General features: G+C 60.7%; 13 protein-coding genes, 1 tRNA gene and 1 other RNA gene. 10 read left to right on the forward strand and 5 right to left on the reverse strand.

Annotated elements, in window-relative coordinates:
- Window positions 1–742 precede the first annotated feature (742 nt).
- Window positions 743–6,241 (reverse strand): Ig-like domain-containing protein, encoded by a 5,499-nt coding sequence (locus JOF47_RS20445; protein WP_342592882.1) that lies wholly within the window; start codon window positions 6,239–6,241, stop codon window positions 743–745.
- Between the two features lie 557 nt (window positions 6,242–6,798).
- On the opposite strand from JOF47_RS20445, the gene JOF47_RS20450 reads away from it, so the two are divergent.
- From JOF47_RS20450 to JOF47_RS20460, 3 genes are all read left to right on the forward strand, one after another.
- Complete coding sequence (locus tag JOF47_RS20450) at window positions 6,799–8,007, forward strand: MFS transporter (protein WP_342592883.1); 1,209 nt, start codon at window positions 6,799–6,801, stop codon at window positions 8,005–8,007.
- A 317-nt stretch (window positions 8,008–8,324) separates the two neighbouring features.
- Window positions 8,325–9,689: an amino acid permease gene (locus JOF47_RS20455; protein ID WP_245357131.1), complete on the forward strand. Its 1,365-nt coding sequence runs from the start codon at window positions 8,325–8,327 to the stop codon at window positions 9,687–9,689.
- 204 nt (window positions 9,690–9,893) lie between these two features.
- Window positions 9,894–10,616: a DsbA family oxidoreductase gene (locus JOF47_RS20460; protein ID WP_210002383.1), complete on the forward strand. Its 723-nt coding sequence runs from the start codon at window positions 9,894–9,896 to the stop codon at window positions 10,614–10,616.
- A 9-nt stretch (window positions 10,617–10,625) separates the two neighbouring features.
- Here the strand turns inward: JOF47_RS20460 and JOF47_RS20465 are convergent, their stop codons facing one another.
- Together JOF47_RS20465 and JOF47_RS20470 are read right to left on the reverse strand one after the other, a co-directional pair.
- On the reverse strand, window positions 10,626–11,294 hold the full coding sequence (locus tag JOF47_RS20465; protein WP_210002385.1) for a LytR C-terminal domain-containing protein: 669 nt from the start codon (window positions 11,292–11,294) through the stop codon (window positions 10,626–10,628).
- 6 nt (window positions 11,295–11,300) lie between these two features.
- Entirely contained in the window at window positions 11,301–11,600 is a 300-nt protein-coding gene (locus tag JOF47_RS20470) for a type II toxin-antitoxin system VapB family antitoxin (RefSeq protein ID WP_210002387.1), read from the reverse strand.
- A 181-nt stretch (window positions 11,601–11,781) separates the two neighbouring features.
- Here JOF47_RS20470 and JOF47_RS20475 point away from each other — a divergent pair, with 181 nt between their 5' ends.
- From JOF47_RS20475 to JOF47_RS20485, 3 genes are all read left to right on the forward strand, one after another.
- Complete coding sequence (locus tag JOF47_RS20475) at window positions 11,782–12,807, forward strand: isopenicillin N synthase family dioxygenase (RefSeq protein WP_210002389.1); 1,026 nt, start codon at window positions 11,782–11,784, stop codon at window positions 12,805–12,807.
- A 362-nt stretch (window positions 12,808–13,169) separates the two neighbouring features.
- Window positions 13,170–14,933 carry a sensor histidine kinase gene (locus tag JOF47_RS20480; RefSeq protein WP_210002391.1) on the forward strand — a complete coding sequence of 588 codons (1,764 nt, stop codon included), beginning with the start codon at window positions 13,170–13,172 and terminating at the stop codon, window positions 14,931–14,933.
- Window positions 14,934–15,234: 301 nt separating this feature from the next.
- Window positions 15,235–15,612, forward strand: a complete 378-nt coding sequence (locus JOF47_RS20485; protein ID WP_210002393.1) for an Hpt domain-containing protein — start codon at window positions 15,235–15,237, stop codon at window positions 15,610–15,612.
- Between the two features lie 30 nt (window positions 15,613–15,642).
- On the opposite strand, the gene JOF47_RS20490 is transcribed toward JOF47_RS20485, so the two are convergent.
- The gene (locus JOF47_RS20490; RefSeq protein WP_210002395.1) at window positions 15,643–16,422 is read right to left on the reverse strand and encodes a response regulator transcription factor; all 780 of its coding nucleotides are present in this window, start codon (window positions 16,420–16,422) and stop codon (window positions 15,643–15,645) included.
- Window positions 16,423–16,736: 314 nt separating this feature from the next.
- Between JOF47_RS20490 and JOF47_RS20495 the strand changes: the two genes are divergently transcribed.
- Together JOF47_RS20495 and JOF47_RS20500 are read left to right on the forward strand one after the other, a co-directional pair.
- The gene (locus JOF47_RS20495; protein ID WP_210002396.1) at window positions 16,737–17,261 is read left to right on the forward strand and encodes a hypothetical protein; all 525 of its coding nucleotides are present in this window, start codon (window positions 16,737–16,739) and stop codon (window positions 17,259–17,261) included.
- Between the two features lie 58 nt (window positions 17,262–17,319).
- The gene (locus tag JOF47_RS20500) at window positions 17,320–18,186 is read left to right on the forward strand and encodes a DUF4097 family beta strand repeat-containing protein (protein ID WP_210002398.1); all 867 of its coding nucleotides are present in this window, start codon (window positions 17,320–17,322) and stop codon (window positions 18,184–18,186) included.
- A 138-nt stretch (window positions 18,187–18,324) separates the two neighbouring features.
- Here JOF47_RS20500 and JOF47_RS20505 read toward each other — a convergent pair.
- A tRNA-Ser gene (locus tag JOF47_RS20505) sits at window positions 18,325–18,409 on the reverse strand.
- Window positions 18,410–18,605: 196 nt separating this feature from the next.
- On the opposite strand from JOF47_RS20505, the gene JOF47_RS20510 reads away from it, so the two are divergent.
- Window positions 18,606–20,156: an HNH endonuclease signature motif containing protein gene (locus JOF47_RS20510; protein ID WP_210002400.1), complete on the forward strand. Its 1,551-nt coding sequence runs from the start codon at window positions 18,606–18,608 to the stop codon at window positions 20,154–20,156.
- 40 nt (window positions 20,157–20,196) lie between these two features.
- Window positions 20,197–20,293, forward strand: an RNA gene (gene ffs, locus JOF47_RS20515) — signal recognition particle sRNA small type.
- Window positions 20,294–20,328 lie beyond the last annotated feature (35 nt).

Below are 20,328 nucleotides of genomic sequence, written 5' to 3' on the forward strand. Positions count from 1 at the left end.
AGACCCAGATGACAGGCAAAAAAAGGGGTCCAGCCCACTGGCCGCGCTTAGGCTACAAGTGCCAGCTGCACAGACGGCAGAGCTGAAAGCGGTATGGGGCAAGCATCCGCACCGGTTCAGCACCACCACGGACCCCAGGATCCTGGCCCTCGCCGTGCCGGCATGGATCAACCAACCAAAAGAAATCACCGAAAAGCGGCGACCTAACGGCTGTCTGACTCAGCGTGGCACCGCTTGACTTGAAAAATTCCGCATCTGCGATGGACCAAACCCAAGTGGGAGGCCGGCTCTGCCGCTACGGGGAATGCAGTCGCAGGAGGTTTGAACACCGGTATCTGTAATCCTCTACATGGGCGCCACCCAGTCACTGACTGCCCCAGGGCGCATGAGGGTTCGGGGAGATCCCGGATAGCAGCCCCGTCCTCGGAAGGGACCAGGCTGGGAAGACTCTGGGCCATTTCTTCCACCCGCTCAGGTCTGCAACACCGCACCCTGGTCTGCCCGCTGGCAAACAGGCATCCAAGATTTCGACAACGAACACATGGAGGACCGGGGGACGATGGTCTTGGCAGGCTACCTCCAGGATTCGTCGGTACCGGATTTCGGCAGGGGCAATCTTTCCGAAGCACTCATAGGCTCCCGAAGTCGGAGGCAGGCAACAAACTACTCCCACAGTCCGGGACACAAAAAGCAGGGGCCTGGCTGCATGGATTGCAGCCAGGCCCTTGCCCCTACTTGATGGTTAGCGGGCTCCCGTCCTGAAGTTCCAGGACTTGGAAGACAGCTTGTTGGATCCGGAATCCTTGATGCTGCTGGACACCTTCACCGTGTAGCGGGTGTTGGCCTTCAGCTTTGACTTCGGATTGATGGTTGCCATCCGCGTGCTGGCCTTATAGCTCACCACTGCTGACACGTTGGCACCGGTCGAGGTGGTCAACCGGACGCTGGTTCCGTTGACACCCGAGACCGCCTCACTGAACTTCACCGTGACGTTGCCGCTCCGCGAGAAGTTCGTGGCGTTGGATCCCGGTGTCAGTTGCGCTACCGTGGGCACGGCGTCGGTGGTGAAACTCCACGACGTGGCGGTCAACGCGTTCCCGCCGTTGTCCCTGATGCCGCTGGACAGCCGCACCGTGTAACGGGTGTTTGCAGCCAGGGTTGACGATGGATTCAACGTCGCAGTCCGCGAGGAGGTGCTATAGCTGACCGATGCCGATACGTTCGCGCCGCTCGGGCTGGTCAACCGCACGGTGGTGCCGTTGATTCCCGTCACCGCTTCGTTGAACGTCGCCGTGACGTTGCCGCTCCGCGAAACGTTCGTGGCGTTGGACGCCGGCGTCCGTCCCGTCACCGTTGGTGCGGCATCGGTGGTGAAGCTCCAGCTCGTGGTGGTCAACGCGTTTCCGCCGTTGTCCCTGATGCCGCTGGACAGCCGCACCGTGTAACGGGTGCCCGCAGCCAGGGTGGCATTCGGGTTCAGCGTTGCCGTCCGGGTGCCCGTGTTGTAGGTCACCGCGGCAGACACATTCGCACCGCTCGGGCTGGTCAACCGCACGGTGGTGCCGTTGATTCCCGTCACCGCTTCGTTGAACGTCGCCGTGACGTTGCCGCTCCGCGAAACGTTCGTGGCGTTGGACGCCGGCGTCCGTCCCGTCACCGTTGGTGCGGCATCGGTGGTGAAGCTCCAGCTCGTGGCGGTCAGTGCGGTTCCGCCGTTGTCCCTGATGCCGCTGGTCAACGACACCGTGTAACGGGTGCCCGCAGCCAGGGCGGCATTCGGGTTCAGCGTTGCCGTCCGGGTGCCCGTGTTGTAGGTCACCGCGGCAGACACATTCGCACCGCTCGGGCTGGTCAACCGCACGGTGGTGCCGTTGATTCCCGTCACCGCTTCGGTGAACGTCGCCATGACGTTGGTGCCGACCGCGACGTTCGTCGCATTGGCGGCCGGCGTCCGACCGGTGACGGTCGGGGCCGGATCAACAGTTGCCGCAGCCGTGGTGAAGGACCACTCGGTGGCAACCAGCGCAGTTCCACCGGCAACTCCGATGCCGTTGGTCAGCTTCACTGTGTAGCGGGTATTGTTGGCCAGATCGGCATTCGGGTTCAGCGTTGCTGTCCCGTTGGCGTAGGTGACTGCCGCGGCAATGGTGCCGCCGGCGGGATTGGTCAGCGTCATGGTGCCGACGCTGACTCCCGTCACCGCCTCACTGAAGGTTGCAGTGACATTGCTGCCGATCGCGACATTCACGGCGTTCGCGGCCGGCGTTCGTCCCGTCACCGTTGGCGCCACAGTATCATTGAGCTCGACGGTCTCGTCCGAGAACTTCAGGCGTTCCACGTTGGTGATGCGGTCGGTTCCGTCATCCCCGGTGCCGGCGTTGTGGGTCACGGTGGTGACCCCGTCGGGCGCCGTGGTGATGGTGTACTCGGACCTGGCACCGGAGAAGTTCGCGGTGTCAACGTCGGTTGCACCCGGGGTCGAAAGGATCTCCCTCACGATTGCAACCTTGCCCGGATCGACCTTGCCGGCCATGATGTCGGCCTGCAGGTCCTTGAGCGTGTTCACGGACCTGGTCTCGGTTGCCGGGTTGTTGACATCCGTGCGGACGCTCAACCTGACGTTGAGCCATTTGTCGCCGTCGATGATGTCATCGGCGCCGTTGCCCCAGATCTGGTCCGACCCGGAACCGCCGATGATGATGTCGCCGGCGCCGAACTCCGTAGCGCCTGCCGGCAGCAGGGCGGCCAGTCCGTTGATGCGCTTGATGCCGTCGGCATCAAGCACGTTCGTCAGGCCGGGTACGCCCACCTCGTCCTCGCCCGGGTTGGACGGTGCGGAGTCCTCGCCGCGCAGGACGTCGTTCTTGTCCCAGCCGGAGAGACCTTCAACCAGCAGGAACCTGTCACGGAGGGCGTTGGGGCCCTCCACGACCAGCATGCGCATGTCGGAGTCGCCTGCTTCGGCAGACCGGGCGTGGGTGACCCAGTCGAAGCCATAGACGCCGTGGTTGCGTTCGATGCCGGGGCCGCCGACCATGATGTCGTCGCCGCCCTCTGCGTCGTAGTCGTCCTCTCCGCTGTCGCCAATCAGGACGTCGTGGCCCGGGTTGTTGATGTCATCGAAGAACGGTGCGCCGGAATCGCCCTGGAGCAGGTCGTTGGAGTTGCCGCCTTCCTGCCAGTCGTCGCCGCCGCCGCCGAAGACCGTGTCAGGTCCGTCGCCGGAGAGCACCAGGTCGTTTCCTTCACCGAGGAAGTGCTCGTTGCCGTTCAGGCCGCCGTTGGCAAAGTCGTCGCCGTCGCCCGTCATGGTGATGTCCAGGCCCGGGCCGGCGTCGACTGCGTCGTTGCCGGGACCGCCCTTGAGCACGTCGTCGCCGAACGAGTCGGTGATGATGTCGTTGCCGTCGCCGCCAAGGACGGTGTCAGCACCGTCGTTGCCTTCGATGATGTCGTCGCCCTCGTTGCCCCAGACGGTGTCGTTGTCGATGCCGCCCCAGACCCTGTCGCGTACGGCGGTGCCGTTGTAGGTCGACTGGGCGTTGAGGCCCGCGCGGTCAACGGTGTTCGAGACGCGGTAGCGGATGGTGCCGTCGGCCATGCGCATCAGCAGCGCACCCTCGTCACAGACCGAGGTCGGGTCGTCGGCGACGGCGTTGCTGCCGGCGGCGGACGTGAGGTTGCCGAGCTCGAACTCGCAGTCGGCGACCGCGAAGACGTCTGCCTTCAGTGCCGCTGCGTCGGTGTTGCGCATGATCAGCTCGGCCATGGAGTTGCCTTCAAGCTGGGTGCGCAGGTTCAGGCCCGAGGTGCGGGAAAGGTAGTACAACCGGTCCCCGTCCTGCAGGTCCGTCATCTGGCGTTCGAAGATGTAGTTGAAGGTGGAACCGAGCAGGCCGCCGAAGAGGTTCTGCGATTCCGCCAGGCCACCGACCCACAGGTCGATTCCGTCGACACCGGTCTTCGACGCGCCGTCCACGGTTGCCCAAGTGCCTGAGCTGTTGACGAAGTCGTAGGCGTCGGCAGGTGTGGTCGCATCGGCCGGATTCATGTCGAAGAGCACCTGTGCCGCGGCGCGCTTGCCGTCGATGTTTGTGGCGTCCTTGATCGTGGGGTGGGCACCGTAGGCTGCCATGAAGTTGACCACCGAGTCGGGGTGCTTCATGGCCTGGCCGAAGTCGACCCAGCTGCCGTACGGCTTCAGCGAGGCCTCGCCGCTGGCGCGGTAGATCTCCTTGCGGAAGTTGTTGAGCGACGGGACGCCGGTGTCACGGCCACGGGTGATGTTCAGCGTGGCCAGGTCGAGTGGGAGACCCAACACGTTGTTGCGCAGGGTGTCGGTGACGAACTCGTCGAGTTCCGCGCCGACCTGGTCGGACATGCCCATGGCGATGGCGCCTGCGGCCTTTTCCGGGGTCAGGGTTCCCGCGCTGCTGGAGTAGTAGGCGGCCGGGTTCAGGAACGCGTCAAGCAGCGGAAGCCCGATGTCGGTTCCCCCGTTGGTCTTTCTGTCCACGGTGTCGGTCAGCATCGAGTGTCCGAAGCGGTAGGTCGCGTGTGCGAACTCTGCCTTGATGGCCGGGTTGATGCCTGTGTCCGACTGGGTGAACACGTTGAAGGGATTGATGCCCGGCTGGATCTTGCGGGCGAAATCCTCGAAAACAATGTGCTGGTATTCCATCTCGGTCACGAACCGTGCCGCCTGGAAGAGGCGTTCACCGTTCCAGGCGCCCGACGCCAGCTTCCATTCGTTCAGGTCCAGGTTCAGTGAGGTCAACAGGTCCTTCATGTATCCGGTTAGCCTGTTGTGTTCCGAGTGGAATACCTGGTGGATCGCGGTCAAACCGATGTTCTCGTTGACTCGGCCGTCGCCCGCAATGAAGTGCAGGGCGAGCATCTCGTCATCATAGGTTCCCGCCGGCTGGGCGTCGGTGGGTGTCGATGCCGATGTGTTCGTGTCGGCGGTCAACGCCGCGCCGGTCTGTCCGTTGAACGGATTCGCGTTGTGGGCGATGTCGTCGAGGAAAGCGATGCCGATGCGCTGGACGTTTGCCGGTGGGGCAACGGGGCTCTCCAGGTTGCCTTCAACAAGTGTCCGGTCGGTTGTCAGGTACTGGGGCAGCCCGTTGGGGCCGCGCAGGAACCTGCCGTACTGGTCGGTGGCGAGCATCGGGATGTCGGCGACGTCGGCGTCGGACAGCCGCAGGCCAAGCTCCGTTGCAGCCTGGGTCTTGATGTCGGCCCAGGTTGCCATGCCGCCGGTCGCGCCCTCGATCAGCCCGCCGGTGGCAAGTGGCTTGTCGGCAACGACCTCGTACTCGCGCAGGAATACCTGCTGCGAGGAATGCGAACCGTAGGTTTGGCTCTGGTCGACCCATGGCGAGTCGGTGTTCGTGGCATCCTGCACATCGTCGTCGGTGCCCAGGATTCCGTCGGGGCCGGGCTGGTTCTCGGCCCGGTTGAGGATCATGAACGGCGCCCGGCCGGCGGATCCGTCGACCACAAGCGGATCGTCCGCGGCCAACGGGACCATGACGATGTTCTTGGTCTTCTTCGTGAAATCGACGCCGTGGTCGAAGAACTGGCCGAACAACGCGAACATGCCGTTGTACGGTGGCGAGAGGCCGAAGTCTGTGGTGACGTTCGGGATGTCGAGAGTTTCACCCTCGGGCACGCAGTTCGCCGGATTGTTGTCGGAGACGCAGGGAACAGCCGTGGGGCCGTCGTTGACGGTGCGGTGGGCCTTGCCGGCGGCGGCAATTGCCGCGGGGTTTGACGGGGTCTGGTCCACGATGACGTTGCTGATGAACCTCGGTTCGGCATCGCTCAAGCTGGTATTTACCGATTCGTAAGTACCTTCTCCAGCGGACGAACCGTCGGGGTTGATCTTTTCCGCCGTCCGCCACTGTGCCGGCGCAAGGCGCGGCATGGCTAGGCTGGCGGCCCCGAAGTGACCCTGGTCGGGAACGAGGTTGTTCTCGGATCCGTCAACCGCGCGCAACCCGTAGGGCAGCAGCGCGTTTGCGATTTGGTTCGGCCCGGATCCCACCAACGGCTGGCCGGCCACGGGGTTGCCCTGGGCATCTTCCTTGGTGGCGTGGTTCTCAGCGATCTTGATCTGCTTGAGAATAAACCGCATGTCCCCTGCGTTGAGCGTCAGGCCCTGGCCGACGGGTGCGGCGCTTGCAGCCGGCGCCCCCACAACCGGCAAGAAGCCGGCCCCCAACAAGATTGCGGTCACTCCCGCGACAAGCTTGCGAGGCGGGGACGGGTGTCCCCTTTTCGCCCTTCTTGTCCCGTCATGGCGATTGCGATGCACAGCATGTGTAGACATGGCGTCTCCCCCATAAATTAAATTGCGTAATTGCGTGAGTGACCACAGCCTCTGCCAAATACCTTGGGAAAACCTTGCCCGAGCACCTGCCGTTCCAGGTTTCGCCATTCCCCGCAGGAGCCGGCTCCGGTTTGCCCGTGGACGGGCACGGATGGCTCGGCCAACAGTCATTCGCAGTCCCGGGGTGGACGTCTCAACCGCCAGGATCCTGCGCTCGCGGAACCGGAAGCGGATCGTGTGCAGGCGGGCATCATCGACGAACGTGGCACTTGGCCATGGAATCTTTGAGGCAGGCGTCCGAACAGGCAGCACAGAGACGAGTGATGCAAACAGCACCCCGCTGTCGCCAATCGCACAGCCGCTTCGGTCCCGTTTTCGGCAGCCCTGCTGCGGCGCAGGTCAATAATGGAAAGCGGGCTCTCCGCCGGGGATCCCGCACGAGCAGAAGTAACGCAAGGAGTCAGGTGAGCAGCCAACACAACCCGCCAACGAAGCTTTTCACCCGGGATTTTGTGCTTGCCGCCGTCGCCAACCTCTTCATCTCCATGGTCTTCTACCTGCTGATGACCTCGATGGCGCTCTATGCCGTTGACCGTTTTCAGGCCTCCGACAGCGCGGCCGGACTTGCCTCCAGCGCATTCATCATCGGTTCTGTCGCGGCACGGCTCATCGCCGGAAAATTGTTGGCTCTCTGCGGGCGCAAGCCACTGCTGATCGTCTCCCTCGCCGTATTCGTACTGGTTTCAGTGCTGTACATACCGGCCGACTCACTCTGGCTGCTACTGCTGTTGCGCTTTGTCCACGGCATGGCCTTCGGCGCGGGCAATACGGCCCTGGCCACGGCCATCCAGGCGCTCATACCTCCCGCACGGCGCAGCGAAGGCACCGGATACTTCAGTCTTTCCAGCACGCTGTCTACTGCCGCCGGACCGCTGCTTGCCGTGGTCTTGGCCTCCAGCGGCAACTACTCCGCCGTATTCCTCTTCTGCGCGCTGTCCTCGGCGGTGGCGTTGCTGATCGGGATCCTGCTGCGCCTGCCCGAACCCGCCAAAGCCGCCGGACACCCGGCAGGCGGCGCACGCCGCGGAAGTTTCCTGCGTTCGATCATCAGTCCTGCCGCGCTGCCCATCTCGCTGGTGATTCTGGTGTGCGGCGTTGCCTATTCGGGCATCATCTCGTTCTTGGCACCGTTCCTGCTGTCCCGCTCAATGCCCGCGGCCGCCAGTTGGTTCTTCCTGCTCTATGCGGCCACGGTGCTGCTGTCCCGGCTCTTTGCCGGGCGGATCCAGGACCGCCACGGAGACAACGCGATCATGTACCCCCTACTGGCGGTCTTTGCCCTCGGCATGGCCATGTTGGCGTTTGAACCGAGCACCCTCACGGTGGCCCTGGCGGCATTGCTCACCGGTTTGGGCTTCGGTGCACTAATGCCCTGTGCCCAGGCAATTGCGGTTTCCGCGGTGTCCCCGGCCGACATGGGCGTGGCCACCTCCACGTTTTTCCTCATGCTCGACCTGGGTGTCGGCTTCGGCCCGGTCGCCCTAGGCCTGGTCATTCCGCTTCTGGGATACACCGGAATGTTCGGCATTCTTGCCGCACTTGCCGCACTCGGGATCGGGCTGTATTTCCTTGTCCACGGCCGGCGCTCCGGCACCGTGGCCGCTGCTGCCTAACGGCTCCCGCGGGGAGTCCTCGGCTCCGGGTACGGTCCGCCGTTCCGGAGGCCCCTCACACCGCCCATGCCTTGGCCTGCGGATCGACCGGCGGTCAAACGACAAGATTGCACGCTTCGCCCAAGTCCCCACGGATTCCACGTGGAATTGCGCCAGAAACCACCAATGATGCAAAAAGTGATCCACGCCACCGAATAATGTTTGAGTCGGGCCACACACTTACCATGGGATAAGCCCCTTCCACCCAAAGGTTTATTTTCGTGCCCCAATTTGCCCAGGCGCTAGCCCGCGGACTCAACGTCCGCCACGTCCGATTCATGGCCCTCGGTTCGGCGATCGGAACCGGCCTGTTCTACGGTTCGGCATCGGCCATCCAGGCCGCCGGACCAGCAGTACTCTTGGCCTACATGATCGGCGGCGCAGCCGTCTTCATGGTGATGCGCGCCCTGGGCGAGATGGCCGTGCGCCATCCGGTCTCCGGTTCATTCGGCCAGTACGCCTCGAAGTACCTTGGCCCGTTTGCGGGATTCATCACCGGCTGGACCTTCGCCTTCGAGATGGCAATCGTCGCCATCGCGGACGTCACTGCGTTCGGCATCTACATGGGGTTCTGGTTCCCCGATGTGCCCCGGTGGATCTGGATCCTGGCGATCATCTTCTTCATCGCCGCATTGAACACCATGAAGGTCAAGGTCTTCGGCGAAACCGAATTCTGGCTTTCCCTGATCAAGGTTTCGGCGATCATTGCCATGATCGCCGGCGGCATCATGATCGTGATCTTCGGCTTTGGCCTGCCCGCCGAAGCCAACCCGGGCATCGGCACGATGCTTGCCGCCGGCGGGTTCTTCCCCAACGGCTTCTGGGGGCTGCTGGCTTCCTTCTCGATCGTGATGTTCGCCTTCGGCGGCATTGAAACCATCGGCATCACCGCGGGTGAAGCGGAGAACCCGAAGAAGGTAGTCCCCGCGGCAATCAACACCGTCCCGGTGCGCATCCTGCTCTTCTACGTGTGCACGCTCGGCATCCTCATGATGATCTACCCGTGGAACGAGATCGGCACCGAGGGCAGCCCCTTCGTGCAGATCTTCGACAACCTGGGCATTCCGGCAGCGGCACATATCCTCAATGCCGTCGTCATCACGGCCGCCATCTCCGCGATCAACTCCGACATCTTCGGCGCTGGCCGCATGATGTTCGGCCTGGCCCAGCAGGGTCATGCCCCGGCTTCCTTCTCCAAGATCTCCCGCAACGGCGTGCCGTGGATGACGGTGCTGGTCATGGGCGTCGTATTGCTGGTTGGTGTGTTGCTCAATGCGGTCATGCCCGAGTCGCTCTTCCTGATCATCGCCTCGATCGCAACCTTCGCAACCGTGTGGGTATGGGTCATGATCCTGCTGTCGCATATTGCGATGAAGCGGGCCATCGCCCGCGAGAACATGCAGGCCTCCGAGTTCCCGTCCCCGTTGTGGCCCGCCGCTTCCTATGCGGCGTTGGCCTTCATGGGCTTTGTGATCGTACTGCTTGGCATCATGCCGGAAACCCGGGTCGCCTTGATCGTGGGAACGGTATGGATCGGGTTGCTGTTTGTGACCTATAAGCTGTGGGTCCGCGGCAAGGGCCACGAACGTGCCGAGCTGGTTGATGAAACCGGACGCGAGTACGTTCTGGAAGAACTGCGCTAAGCACCGAACCATGACGACGGCGATGCCGCCACCGCCTTTCGACGGTGGCGGTATCGCTTTCTCGTGGGCGTTTTCGGCCTTCCGCCAAATAGTCCCGCTGCGGAATATATGGTTTTGGCAGGACGGCGTGAACCGGCACCCGCACGGATTGTTGCCTCTCCAACAGGTGGGAATACGCTAGAGCCATGGGCTGTTGACCAGAATATGACTGAAACCCGCCTCAGCGTTGACATTTTTTCCGACATCGCCTGCCCATGGTGCTTCATTGGCAAGCGCCGCTTTGAAAAAGCGGTGCAAGCATTGCCCTTCGGCGAGAAGATCGATGTGAAATGGCATGCATTCCAGTTGGACCCCTCCCTGCCGGATCACTTCGAGGGAAGCGAACTCGACTACCTGGTCAAGGCCAAGGGAATGCCCGAAGACCAGGTCGCGGGAATGCTTGAGCACGTGACCGGCCTGGCCGCGGAAGAAGGCTTGAAGTACGACTTCGGCACTCTGCGTCCTGCGAACTCCTTCACCGCCCTTCGCCTGCTCGCATTGGCCAAGGACCGCAACCTGGGTGACGCCATGAAGGAAGCCTTACTTTCGGCCCACTTTGAAAAGGGGCTGGACACCGGCGACAAGGAAACCCTGCAGCGCATCGCCGAACAAGTGGGACTCAACGCCGCGGAAACGGCAGAAGTCCTGGCTGGCGACAAGTATGCAGCTGAGGTTCGCGCCGACGGAACCCGTGCACGCGAAATGGGTGTCAGCGGTGTTCCGTTCTTCGTGCTGGACAACAAGTACGGAATTTCCGGCGCCCAGTCGTCCGAGGTATTTGAACAGGCACTGAGCCAGGTGTGGAAAGAAATCGGCGGCAACGAATTGAAGATGATGGCCGCACCGACGGCCGACGGAGAGGTCTGCGGCCCCGAAGGCTGCAACTAACTCCGAATTCTAGGATGACTTCGACGGTTCCGGCTTGGCCGGGGCCGTCGTTTTCTTTTTGCTGCTGCATCCAAGCTTGCCGGGCTTGGTGTTTACCTTCGCTTCCTTGACCAGGTTTTTGTATTTGGTGCCGATAACCAGATCTACCGTCTTGCCCGGCCGCTTCGGATCGAACACATAGGTCAAGCCGGAAACGTGGCGCTGTATTGTCATCGCCTGCGCATATCCGTCGGGGCCCGAGGTCACCGCGCCAACAACATTGACCTTGGACAGCCGGACGTTGCCCACATCGCCTATCTTGAACCCACGCTTCTCAAGTTTCTTGGCGGAGGCTCCGGCAAGCCCGGGAATCTGCGTCCCGTTCATGACGTTGACCGTCATTTTGGAAGGATCAACGTAGTCGAATTGCTCGCTTGGGCATACGGATTTGGGTGCTACGGGGGCTTCAGCCACCGGTTTGGGTTCAAGGGCATCAATGACAATGGCCCGGGTGTTTACCAAGTAGGCAAGAACCAATGCTGCGGCCAGCAACAAGACTGCCAGGGTAAGAATTATGCCGTGGCGTATTGTTCGATGCCGTTTTATCTTGGCATCGGCGCTGAACTCTAGACTGGCCAACTCGTCTTCAGTGACGATGTGGTGTCCATGCCATTCATTCGGATTCGAGTCGCGCGCCATTGTCGTTTAGTCCTCGATCACCAGTACGCGGGCGTGCAGGATTGAACGCTGGTGCAGCGCGGTTCGCACCGCACGGTGGAGCCCGTCCTCGAGATACCTGGTGCCCCGCCATTGAACAACGTGCGGAAAGAGATCACCAAAGAACGTTGAGTCCTCGGCCAGCAGCGCAGCCAAATCCAATGTGCTTTTGGTGGTCACCAATTCATCCAGGCGGACTTGCATGGGAGGTACGACTGCCCAGTCTTTGGGCGTCACGTAGCCATGGTCCGGGTACGGGCGAGAATCACCGACAGATTTGAAGATCACTTGACCAGCTTAGGAAACTTCTTCAGATATGTGGCGAGATTCGGCCAACAATAATTCGAGTCGTTCGTTTTCTACGTATGTTTGATGCTCCCGTCAAGGGATTCGACGCATGAATTCACACTACGGAACCTGAGGTAACGCAAGCTGTCACATCCAAGTAAATCGGGTGCATTCTTGTGTCATGAGTACAGTTCTTACCTCGGTTCCGGTCCTGGATATGTCATCTGCTCGTCACACCGACGGGAGTTTCAATGAAGATTTCATTGAAGCTCTGCGCGACGCCGCACACAATGTTGGCTTCTTCCAGATCACCGGATATGGTGCGGCTCCGGGCACTTCCCAAAAGTTGCTTGACACAATTGCTGAATTCTTTGCGCGGCCGGTCGAAGAAAAGTTGGAGTTGGACAACCGTTCTTCGGCGCAGTTCCGCGGTTACACGCGACTGGGAGCAGAAATCACCCGCGGTCGCGCGGATTCCCGAGAACAAATCGATTTCGGGCCGGAACTGGAACCGCTGTCGGAGGTGCCCGCCGGCAAGCCCTACCTGAACTTGCAGGGCCCTAACCAGTGGCCAGTCGCGTTCCCCCAGCTCGAGACGGTTGCCATGGAATGGTCTGAACTGATGCAAAAGGTGGGCGCCGAATTGCTGGCCGCCCTCTCCGTGGGGTTGGGGTTGCCCGAGGACTACTTTGCGCAGGCTTTTACCCCGAACCCCGCATGGATGGGCAAGCTTGTGCACTATGTCGGTGGCGGCATCGTTCCCGCTGCAGGCAACCAAGGGGTCGGAGCCCACGCCGACTATGGATTCATCACGCTGCTGCTACAGGACTCCGTGGGAGGCCTTGAGGTCCAGCCCTACGGCCACGATGAATGGATCTCCGTCAAACCGCTCGATGGAGCACTTGTGGTGAACCTGGGCGAGATGCTGGAGGTCGCAACCAACGGCTACTTGATGGCCACCATCCACCGCGTCACTGCGCCACCGGCCGGAGTCGATCGTTACTCTGTTCCCTTCTTCTATTCGCCGCGTTTGGATTCAGTCATCGATGCCGTTCCGTTGCAGCCCCAACTCGCGGCACAGGCCCGCGGAGTCTCCGACGACCCGGAAAATCCAATGCTGGCTTCGTACGGTGCCAACGTGCTCAAGGGCTGGCTGCGCGCGCATCCACAGACGGCGAAGGCTCACTACCCGAATCTGGTGAAGTAGCTACTGCACATGGCTTGGGTGCCCCGGCGAATTCACCGGGGCACCCAAGCCACCACGACCGGTAATCTCGCCCTTGACCGGGAGGCCGTAGGCCAGGGATAAACTCTTGTGCGGAGCGGTTCGGGCAGCAATGTCCGCCTGGCCACGGCATCTGCGCAAACGCGATTCGCAGCATCCCGTCCAGCCAGGCGACTGCCGGGTTGGACGCTCCACCCGTGAAGGCAATGTTGTGCAAAGCCAAGAACCAGGGGTCGTCGGAAAGCCACAAACGATGCCCTCCATTCGAGAAATCCGAGCACCATCAGGCCTGCTGCACCGACCGTGGCCAACCGCTCCGCATTTCAATCACTATGATTTAGACCATGACCGCTACGCAACCAGTCGATCGACAGCACCAGAAATCAACCGGTCTGCTAAATCACATCGGACTGAAGGTCACTGGCGGCAAACCGTTCTCGGACTTGCCCAGACGGCGCAAGGTCGCCATTTCGCAACTGCCAATGTTCTTTGCAGTGCTCTTTGCGTGCACCTTTGCGTTGTTCTCCAATGCACAGGCAATCTACGGAGACAGCCTTTTCACTATCGGCGTCATCCTCGTACTTCTGAACACTGTCGCTGCATTTGTAGTGCCATGGCAGAAGTTCCGGCGGGAATTCACCTATCTGGCAATCCCCGCCGCAGGAATGATCGCAGCATCGCTCATAGCAGTGGGTGCATATTCCTGGCTCAGCGGGCTGACGCTACTCATCGCCTTTCCCATTTTTTGGTTTGCCTGGTCCGGCGCCATGCCCCGGCTGACATTGCTGCTTTCCTTTGTGCTCCCGCTGGCAACAACATTGCTGCAGCTCTGGCACAACGGCATACCGTTCACCGTGGTCAATGTGGTTCGCCCCTTGCTCATACCGTTGGTGATCTTGGCACTTGCCAGCACCACCGTGATCGTCGAATACAACACATCGCTCAAGAGCCGGATGCTTCGCGAGTCGTTGGCCAATAGCCGGCGCCAGACAAACCTGCTCAACGCCGTCCTCAACGCCGCGAATGTGGGCGTCGTGGTTGTCGACCGCGACGGAAACGACCTGTTGATGAACGATATTCAACGGTTCCAGCATCGCCATGCAATTCCCCCGGAATATCCGGATCCCACCGAGGACAAGCTCCTCGTGCGGTCGGTATCCCCGAGTTTTGAAGCGAGCCCTGAGCTCATGCCGAGTGATCGACGACCGGTACTGCGAGCCATTCGCCAAGAAGAATTCACCGATGAATTGATTGCGCTGGGACCGCTTCATGATCCGATCTACCATTCCACCTCCGCACGGGCACTTTTTGACGATTCGGGTGCCTACGACGGTGCCGTGATCATGTTCAAGAACGTCACTCCCATGATCGAGGCCTCGAAAACCAAGGACCGGTTCCTGGCAAATGTCAGCCACGAGTTGCGGACGCCGTTGACGTCAATTCTGGGTTACCTCGAACTGCTTGAGGACGATGTGCAGATGACCCCCCGGGCCGTGAAATCGTTGGATGTCATTTCAAGGAATACCAACCGGCTCCTGAGCATGGTCAACGATCTACTGACCGTGGCGGCCGGCCGCCACCAGATCAGTGTTTCCGAAATGGATTTCGGTGCCGTTGTCCAGGCTCGCCTTGAATCGATGGCACCGCGCGCAGCCGCAGCCGGAATCGAACTGAACCAAGGGGTGTTGTGCCATGAACAGGTTCTCGGTGACGCGTTGCGCCTGGGGCAGGTCGTGGACAACCTTGTTTCCAATTCAATCAAGTACACCGATCGGGGCGGGTCAGTGACCGTGGAAATGGATTGCACCGAAGATGAAATTCGTCTTCACATCATCGATACGGGGCGCGGGATCTCCGAGGCAGACCTCAGCCAATTATTTGTCAGGTTCTTCCGAAGCGACGACGCACAGCTGTCCGGTTTGCCCGGAGTCGGATTGGGATTGGCTATCACGCGCGAACTGGTGATGGCTCACGGCGGAACCATCACCGCGGAAAGCGAAGTCGGCCGAGGGACAAAGATGACCGTAGGCATGCCACGCAAGGCCGTGGAGCTTGATGCTTCTTCCACCGCTGACCCGCGCCAGTCGACAACCGGAACCCATAGTTAACTAGCGAAGCGGGTTAATGATCCCCAAGATCCTTAACCCGCATCGCTATAAACCGTCATTCGCTCTCGCCCCCAAGACGCTAGCGAATGTTTTTCGGCTCATATCGGTTCACTCATTGTGTCCGACTCCCCCATGCAGTCGGTTTCCCGCTGTACTGGCTTAGCTACGACTATTCCGTGTCAGTATCAAGTTCTCCACCAGAGTGCGGACAACTTTTCCGCAATGATGACGCAGGTTCAATAAGGCAATTCTTGAGGTTGTCTTGAGGGAATCTAGGGGAGGATCATGAGCTTGAGCATCCATGATTGAGACCATGACAATGCCATTGAGTTCACTAGATTCTGTGGTGTGTACACAGACCCTAGATAAGCTCTCTGAAGATCTGGGCCCCGACTACACATCGAGATTTGTTGTGCAGTTCTGTTCCATGTGGCCTACACGGCTCAAACGCCTTGAAGAGGCCTTGCGCAGCTGCAACAGCGATGCCGGGGAGGATGCAGCATTGTCACTGAAATCAGGGGCCTCAATGGTAGGCGCCAGAGAACTGGCAGAGCTTGCCGAATGGTTGCATGGCGCATTTCGGGACAAGCTTGTAGACGTGCAGCGCAAATTGATAGCCATGATTCGCGAAGTCGGTCTCCGCTCAATTCAAGTGCTTTCTACAATGAAAATTGGCTAGCACACCAAACCATTGAAACCGCAGAAGCGGTTAACGCTTCGCGGCCGCTCGGTAGCCAACGCCTCGAACCGTTTCAATCCAACGTGGATCCTGGGTCGAGTCACCCAATTTACGGCGCAGATTTCCCATGTGAACCTCAACGGATCGTTCGTCAGCCGACGACACAAAGGTTCCCGAATCCGAAGCCTCGTCACGCAACCGCCGAACCAGCTCCGTCTTGGTGCGGATGTGACCGTTGGAACCCAAGAGCACATCCAGCAGCGTGAACTCCGTGGGCGTAACGTTTTTTGCTTCGCCATCCACTTCAACCGTGTAGGTCGATGGATTGAGCATCAGCCCGTTCAGTGAATGTACATGATCGCCCTCTGCTTGGCCCCGCTGCATTGTTGATGGGGTTTCCGCGAGAACCGCAGGGGCTTCGTTCTTGGCCTGCGTCTGGCTATTGCGTCGACGCATGATGGCATCGACGCGTGCACGGAGCTCGCGTGGCTTGAATGGCTTGGTTACGTACTCGTCTGCGCCGGCTTCCAGCCCCAGGATCGTATCGATCTCGTCGGTTCGGGCGGTCAACATGACGATGTGGGCGTCGGAAATAGTCCGAATCCTGCGCGCCGTTTCGAACCCATCAATATCCGGAAGGCCCAGGTCAAGCGTCACCAGATCAGGTTGGCGGGATTCCACCAGTTCGACACCTTTGACACCAGAGTCCGTGGAGTGAACGTCAAATCCCGACTGCAGCAGGACCACTTCGAGAAGCCCTCGAATGTCTTCGTCATCCTCAACGACGACTGCAACACGGCGATCGCTCATCACATGCACCTTTCCCGGAGTCGATGCACCGAACATGGACGGTGCAAGCTTTCCGCAAGTCTATTGATAGTTGCCCCCATGAACACAAAACCGAACGATTGTGAGTCGTAGATCTCACTGGAAGATCCATGAAACCGCTTCTTCACAAGGTATTTAATGAGGGCGAGACGACGCCTTCGCAACACTTTTCCAATCCGCTCACGCCGGGCGGACCCATGCGACATGTCTGGAATCCGTGATTTTCGGGAAGATTGGGACAACAATTGACACCAAAAACCATTGATGTGACACCACTCTGACATCATGCTGGTGTCATGGATTTGACCCGATTTGTGAACGACTTACAGCAGCATCTCGAGATCGCCGCCGCGGCAGGCGGTCCTGAGGCCCAAGAACTCGCTTCTCGCCTCTTGGCACCGTTGAATGCGGCGACACGGCTAGTACTTCTTGAGTCCCTGTCCGCGGCGGCCAACGAGATCACCCGCGAGATGGCTCCCGGTGGCGTTGACATCAGACTGCGCGGGCAGGACCCCGAGTTTGTTGTGACCCTGCCCGAGCACGAGTCTCCGTTCACCGAATCGACAACGCAAGATCATCGACCGGCACAGGGTTACGACGCTCCCCTACAGGCAGCGTCCGATGACGGCGGGGTTGCCCGGACGACACTGCGTCTGCCGGAGCCGTTGAAACTACGCATGGAGGCGGCCGCAAACAACGAAGGAGTTTCCGTCAATTCGTGGCTCATCAAGGCTGTCTCCGCGGCGCTCGAACCCCAACCACGGCGAAACTCACGTCGCGACTCGCCTGCCGGGCAAAGCCTGACCGGCTGGGTTCAATAAGCCCGCCGCCTCCGGATTTTGCCCGAAACCCACAGCACTTCATATCCAAGGACGTCCAATGCCGACCTTCCCAACCCCCACAGCCATCACCGTTCGCAGCGGCCTGAGCGTCATTTCCGATGTCCACCTGGTCGCCAGCGAACGAACCGACACGGTCGTGACAGTCCGCCCGCGCGATGCAGCCAAGTCCGGCGACCAGAAAACAGCCGAGGCAATCACCGTCGACTTCGAAGACGGGAAGCTGACGCTGTCTTCACCAAGCCGCCGCCGATCCATGTCCCTCTTCGGCACTTCGGGTGCGGCCGAAGTTGAAATCCTGGTTCCCTCCGGCTCCCATTTTGAATCAGCTTCCCCGCTCGGCGACGTCACGGTCTCCGGCCCCGTCGGAAATTGCAGCGTCAAGACCGCCATGGGGTCCATCCGGCTGGAATCAGCCCGTCATGCCGATCTCAAGACCTCCTTCGGAGACATCACCGCCGCATCGGTGGCGGGTGCCACCTCCGTTACCAGCAGCTCCGGAACCATCCGGCTGGGCACCATGGGCGCCCATGCCGAGGTCTCCTGTTCCAACGGAAATATTTCGATCGACCGGGCCGGCGGGCCGCTGCGCGTCAAGACCGCCAACGGCGACGTCAACATCAAACAATCCAGGGATGACGTTGCAATCAAGAACTCGCACGGCAGCATCCGCGTCGAGGAGGCGGTCTCCGGAACGCTCACCCTTCAAACGGCCACCGGAGGCATCAGCGTGGGGGTTCCCACGGGCACCGCAGCATGGATCAACCTGAATTCCCAGCACGGTCGCGTCAGGAGCGCGCTGCCCCAATCACCCGATGCAAGTTCGGCGCCCGACCCGGTCAGGGTCCATGCCCGCACCACTTGGGGCGACATCTACATCGAACGCAGCACCCCGGCAAATACTTAAAAGAAACGACAACAACGAAGCCAAAGAAACCTGACTGGACGGCCTGATCCAATATCCGGGCCCCGCTTTCGGCAACCAGAGGTTAAAACGAAATCGGCCTTGACCTGATTTCTCAAGTCAAGACCGATACCGTATCCGCGGAGGATGGGGGATTTGAACCCCCGAGGGCGTGAACCCAACACGCGTTCCAGGCGTGCGCCATAGGCCGCTAGGCGAATCCTCCAGCTTGCCCTAATCGGGCAGGTTCCAGCATAGCGGACATTTCCGGAGACGACGAATCGAGATTCCCCGACCACCTCGCGGGCATCGATTCCGGGGCGGGGATCGCGCCCCGGACAACCCTCGGGCAGGGTCACCAACGTTTTCCACAACCCCGGAATTCAACGACCCTTGGCCTACGTGCCATGTTGCAATGAAACATGGGAAAACTCGCCGCTCACCAGATGAACATGGAGCCGGAGAGGGCCGGGATACCACCGGCCGGGTCGCGCCTATTCTGCGGCAGCGACGGCACATGGACCGCAGGCGTCGAACGGCTCCTCGCCACGGAACCGCTGCAAATTGCAGTTACCAAGGTCACATCCACATCCTGCCCGAGCACGCCCGCCGAAGGCCTGGAACAGCTGCGGCAAATCAGCCGGATACGTTCAATGCTCGACGGGCTTGAGGCGATGCTGTTGGCAGACACCAGTGAGATGGTCCAGCGCGGGCTGGCCACTCCCCTATCGGAAGAAAACCCGACACTCTTTGACTACAAACGGGATATCGAAGACCACGGCTACCCAATGTCCCGGATGGACCAAGACCTGAACCGCTCGTCCTTTGTGGCCGAGGCCGCCATGGTCACCAGGAGCTCCGAAAGATCCACGTTCAACCGCCTCGCCACGGCCGAGGGCCTGCGCTACATCCATGAACAAACCCTCTTCGAGCTATGCCGCGGGAGCATCACCGGCCGCACGGCCGGCACCTTGGTCAAGCAAACCCAGGGAATCCCGACGAGCACCGCCAAGCAAATTGAAACATCGGTGCTGCCCACGGCATTGACCGCCTCGGATTCCTCCATGGCATTGCGCATCAAACGCCAGCGCGAGCGCTTGCACCCCGAACCAGCATTCCACCGACGCTCTCGGGCAGAAGGCGGCCGTTCATTGATGTGGTGGCCGGAAGCAGACGGCATGGCGGTTCTCCAGGCATACTTGCCCGCCGAAGACGTCCTCGCGATCTACAACACCGTGAACACCCATGCCAGCCGACTCATGGAGGCCGAGGAAGAGCGCCACGTCGGGCAACTGCGTGCCGATGTGTTCCGCGACAGCCTGATCGACGGCTGGCCGGGGAACAAGCAAAAGAAATCGGCGCTGTTTGTGGGCTTGACGATTCCTGCCCTCGAGCTGCTGACGAACCCCGAACGAGGCATAGCCGACCTCGAAGGCTACGGCCCCGTCCCACTGGGTGTCGCGCTGAAACTTGCGGCAAAGGCCCCTTCGCTGAAGCTAATCCTGACCGATCCGTGGACCGGTTCGATCCTGGATTTGGGACGCAAGCGCTACAAGCCGTCCAAGGCCCTCCGTGATTTCCTTCGGATTCGTGACGGGCATTGCCGTTTTCCCGGATGCCGCCGTGCGCCCCTGCTTTCGGAAGTCGACCACATCGACGCCTGGGCCAAGGGAGGCGAAACCTCCGAACAAAACGCCGAATACCTCTGCAAGCGGCACCAAATCTACAAGCACGTACTGGGCTGGGAAGCCGTACACCTTGGCAACGGGTCGATCCAATGGAGGACACCCCACGGAATCACCCAGCTGGAATTGCCCGATGGCCTGATCCACCCGCGCCCGCTGAACCCAGCCCCCCAGCCGCAGCAACCCATGCTTCCCATGGTCCTCCTTGACCAGCAGACCAGGCACCTCCTGTGCTGGGACGAAACCGAACCGATCCCCGGTTTCCCCGAAAACGAGCCGGATTCCTGAGCCGATTTACGACCACGGGCAATCCTCGGGTAGACTTTTTAACGGCCCCTCATGTGGTGTCATCCTGTTGAACTCCCCCAGGACCGGAAGGTAGCAAGGGTAGATGGGCTCTGGCAGGTGCATGAGGGGCTTTTACTGTCTGCCCGTAGTTGCGTTTGCTGCTCAAGGGATT

The organism is Paeniglutamicibacter kerguelensis, from assembly GCF_017876535.1.
Taxonomy (GTDB): Bacteria; Actinomycetota; Actinomycetes; order Actinomycetales; family Micrococcaceae; genus Paeniglutamicibacter; species Paeniglutamicibacter kerguelensis.

Excerpts from the sequence above, each read along its gene's own strand:
- JOF47_RS20480 (WP_210002391.1), top strand. The coding sequence starts at position 13,170 with ATGACCGCTACGCAACCAGTCGATCGACAGCACCAGAAATCAACCGGT.
- JOF47_RS20455 (WP_245357131.1), top strand. The coding sequence starts at position 8,325 with ATGGCCCTCGGTTCGGCGATCGGAACCGGCCTGTTCTACGGTTCGGCA.
- JOF47_RS20510 (WP_210002400.1), top strand. The coding sequence starts at position 18,606 with ATGGGAAAACTCGCCGCTCACCAGATGAACATGGAGCCGGAGAGGGCC.
- JOF47_RS20475 (WP_210002389.1), top strand. The coding sequence starts at position 11,782 with ATGAGTACAGTTCTTACCTCGGTTCCGGTCCTGGATATGTCATCTGCT.
- JOF47_RS20495 (WP_210002396.1), top strand. The coding sequence starts at position 16,737 with ATGGATTTGACCCGATTTGTGAACGACTTACAGCAGCATCTCGAGATC.
- JOF47_RS20465 (WP_210002385.1), bottom strand. The coding sequence starts at position 11,294 with ATGGCGCGCGACTCGAATCCGAATGAATGGCATGGACACCACATCGTC.
- JOF47_RS20485 (WP_210002393.1), top strand. The coding sequence starts at position 15,235 with ATGATTGAGACCATGACAATGCCATTGAGTTCACTAGATTCTGTGGTG.
- JOF47_RS20460 (WP_210002383.1), top strand. The coding sequence starts at position 9,894 with ATGACTGAAACCCGCCTCAGCGTTGACATTTTTTCCGACATCGCCTGC.
- JOF47_RS20490 (WP_210002395.1), bottom strand. The coding sequence starts at position 16,422 with ATGAGCGATCGCCGTGTTGCAGTCGTCGTTGAGGATGACGAAGACATT.
- JOF47_RS20500 (WP_210002398.1), top strand. The coding sequence starts at position 17,320 with ATGCCGACCTTCCCAACCCCCACAGCCATCACCGTTCGCAGCGGCCTG.